This is a genomic window from Thermoplasmatales archaeon (assembly GCA_014361245.1).
GTDB lineage: Archaea > Thermoplasmatota > E2 > UBA202 > JdFR-43 > JACIWB01.
Genome location: JACIWB010000085.1, coordinates 1 through 2,020, shown reverse-complemented (window position 1 = coordinate 2,020; position 2,020 = coordinate 1). Strand labels below are relative to the sequence as shown.

The 2,020-nt window shown below is 42.0% G+C and carries 2 protein-coding genes; both read right to left on the bottom strand.

The features are described 5' to 3' along the window. Nucleotides 1–290 precede the first annotated feature (290 nt). Nucleotides 291–1,025, bottom strand: a complete 735-nt coding sequence (locus H5T45_07580) for a hypothetical protein (GenBank protein ID MBC7129558.1) — start codon at nt 1,023–1,025, stop codon at nt 291–293. A gap of 578 nt (nt 1,026–1,603) precedes the next feature. After that, nucleotides 1,604–1,936: a hypothetical protein gene (locus tag H5T45_07575; GenBank protein MBC7129557.1), complete on the bottom strand. Its 333-nt coding sequence runs from the start codon at nt 1,934–1,936 to the stop codon at nt 1,604–1,606. Between the last annotated feature and the right edge of the window lie 84 nt (nt 1,937–2,020).

Genomic DNA, 2,020 nt, shown 5'->3' with positions numbered 1-2,020 from the left:
CTGGAGAACCCCCTATTTTGAAAAATCTAATTTTTCCATTGAAATCATTATAGCACATAACAATACAAAAATGTACAAAAATGTACACAATCTTGTGTTATATCCTTTTTTTATGGTGCGTGTGGCGGCGCGCGGCCAGGGGTGACCTTTTTTTGTGGGTGGGTGGCTGGCGGTGACCTTTTTCCGGGTGGGGTTTTGGGTTTTTTGTTGGTGGGGTGTGATTTTTTTGGGTTTGGGTATTAGTTCGTTATATTTGTGCATAACGAAGTTCACTATGATAACCAAAAAAATCAATGGAAGTTTAAAGTTTCAATGATATGGGCGAAGTTCTTTGGAACTTCGAACGTTTCACCACCAAGAGTGGTGTTCTTCCACTCTATGCTGTGAGTCCAAAAATATATTGTATAAACACTCTTGCCGTCTTGGATATTCAACTCCCACAGCTGAAGTTCTGGCACTGAGTAGATGTTGCTAAGCAATGCTGCTGGCCTCCTTTTGTATTCCCCCTTCCATAGCACGTCCATACCCCCCTCTGAAATCCCATTTTCTAACTCTTCCAAACTCTCATCTTCTGCCACAGCAGCCCCTGTGTCTATATCAATTGCTTCATCCAATGTCATATCATCATACCTCGTTACAGCAACTGATTCATGATCAGGATCACTAGTATCGTTAAACGCTACTCCAGCCACAAAAAGATCAACGCCCACATGATCGGCTTGAACATCCTCTGTATTATTTGTTATCACTTCATAGTCGCTTGGATATTCAAATCTAATTTTTCCACTGTCATACACTGAATAAGAAGGGGCCAAACATCCTGCCATGACTACACCTAGCATCACTACCGCTAGAATGAGCGTTGCCTCTCTCCCAATTTTTCCTCGCCTCCTACTTTTGGTTGGGGGAAAGAGCACCCCCCCATCAAGGCCCCGTTGCCAGGATTTCATCTTTGGAGGGTTCCCTTTTTTTGGAGCTCCCAAAAAATCGAAGGGCCCTGTATAGGAGAGCATCCCCCATACCAATAATATATGAAGCGTGTGCTATATATCTCTTTATAGCTTCTGAAAATTCCTGTGTGAAGTGTTGTGGATCTTATGTAACAATATACATTTCACAATGTTACATAAGACAAGAAAAGGATCCTCTTTTTTAGCCTCAGAAATTCCAAAAAATTCTTTAAAATCAGATTAGTAGGCATGGGATGATTAAAATGGTGAATAGGATGAACAATGGATTGTGATAGTGTAAATAGGCTAATAAGTTCAAGAATCGTGGAAAGAATCCCATATTTTCGGAAGAGCCCATATCTAATCTTTTTCAATCCCATCTAACCGAGCAAACATTTATATATCACATTTGACACATAGTTCTCGCAAAGGATGGGATTGGATTCGATGGCTTCGGCCCATGACAAGATCTCCACATTAACCTTATTTTAACTGGCCAGGTTGTGATAACAAATATTATCACAAAAAGATTTCAATCCCATTGGGTCTGATTTTAACCCTATGGCTTGTTTCAAAAATTGGGGGGAGAAAAAAAATAAAACCGCGCCTGTAAGGGTGCGGCTGATCATGGGGTGGGTGGGTATAATGGTTTTTCAATGTCCTTTTGTTTCATCTTTTGGGAGTTCCTTACCAACGTAAAAACTTACAAGTTTGCCGTTTACTCTCCTATAGCCATACCAGTAGGGACCGTGTGGGCATTTTTCACAGTTGGGTTTTCCACAGTTCACTTTTTCAAGTTGGTAGGTGATTTTCCCTGTGGGTCTAATCTTTAGCACTTCCCGGCCTGCCTTCGATCCTGGGAACTGCTCCTTCTCCTTTTGCTCCTGTAATCTCTGGATCCTCTTTTCAATGTACTCTCTCATCTCTTCGAGCTTTTCTATGCTCTTCTGCCTGTCCACGATGTCCTTGAAGGTTTTAATGACCATCCCCTACTCACCTGGTGGGTTTTGGTGTTGCTGTTGGTCGTGGTCTGGATGCAAGGTTGGCGTCATCGTCTTCGCTTGCGATTC

Coding starts and splice junctions, on each gene's coding strand:
- H5T45_07575 (MBC7129557.1), bottom strand. CDS start 1,936: ATGGTCATTAAAACCTTCAAGGACATCGTGGACAGGCAGAAGAGCATA.